The organism is Planomonospora algeriensis (assembly GCF_977012225.1).
Window position 1 is genome coordinate 1 of the sequence record NZ_CDRNDK010000890.1, and the last position, 1219, is coordinate 1219.

At 71.6% G+C, this 1219-nt stretch carries 1 protein-coding gene and 1 pseudogene; both read right to left on the bottom strand.

All coding sequences use genetic code 11. The features are described from left to right. Nucleotides 1–281: 281 nt before the first annotated feature. Nucleotides 282–413, bottom strand: coding sequence for a hypothetical protein (locus tag ACWJ6R_RS36675; protein WP_255529966.1), 132 nt, complete (start codon nucleotides 411–413; stop codon nucleotides 282–284). Nucleotides 414–546: 133 nt separating this feature from the next. Beyond that, nucleotides 547–1219, bottom strand: a pseudogene (locus ACWJ6R_RS36680) (hypothetical protein); the annotation flags it as partial.

The window sequence follows — 1219 nt, forward strand, 5'->3', positions numbered from 1 at the left end:
GCGGCCGGCGCGGGCGGTGAGGACGGCGGGTACGGCACGGCCGGCGCGGGCGGTGAGGACGACACGGCCGATGTGCGCGGCGCGGCGGCCGCCTTCCCACGGGATAGGACCACGATCTCTCCTCCACTGCGTGCTGCGCGCACGGCCGGATCAGGGCATGGCGAAGCCACGCCCCTAGCTGATCAGGGCATGACGAGGTCAGGCCCCATGCTGATCACCGATGTCCGGCCCCGCCTGGCCGGTGAAGAGGTGCCCTCGGGGCCGCCGGACGGCCCCCGAGATCACTTGTCGCCGTAGTTGTACAACGGCCTGTTGGGCGGCTCCGGCGTGGGCGCGGCCACGTTGACTACCGCCACGGAGGCACCGACCGCAAGGACCGCTCCGACGGCCAGTGCTGCGAGCACGCGTATCACTGAGCTCTCCCTCACAGATTCGGACAGTGTGCCGAGAGTAGAACGTGATTCATCTCATAATCCATAGGCTTAGTAAAAACGTGACAAAGTAAGTTACCCTCCGGTATACCCTCGCGACCTGCGTATCGGCAGGTCAGGAGGGATAATCGAGGCGCAGAAGAACAAGCTCCCGACCCCGGAAAACGGGCACACCGCCTTGGAACACGTTCTCGGAAGAGTGTTCGAGGACGTATCGCACCCCGAGTCCGGCCAGCGCCGCGGGCCGCCGCTCCGGATCGCCGCGCAGCACCGTCGCGACCCGCCCGACCAGCGGATCCTCCGCCGCCACCCGGATCCGGCCGCCGCCGGGCAGCCCCACCAGCAGTTCGTCGTTCCAGACCACCCGCCGCGCGAACAGCTTGGTCGCCGGGTCCAGGACCACCCGCCCGCCGTTCCAGGCGAAGGCCCGGTGCGCCCCCCACGGCAGCGAGAGCAGCGCCCCGGGGACCGGGTCGGCGTTCACGATCGCCTGGACCCGCCGCCATTCCTCCGGATAGCCGACGGCCTCCAGCCGGCCGAACGCGCCCAGCGCGAAGGTGGGCAGCACCAGCACGGGCACCGCCACCGCGACGGCGGCGACGGCCCGGGAGGCGAGCAGCCGTACGGCGGACGCCAGGCCGAGGGCCTGCAGCAGGACGAACGGGGCCAGGTAGAGCTGGCCGTCGCGGAGCGGCCCGAACCCCGGCCACCAGCCGACCAGCGCCTTCAGCACCCCGGGCGCGAAGGCCCCAGGCACGCGACGCCCAGCCCGGCCACCGCCGCCCCGG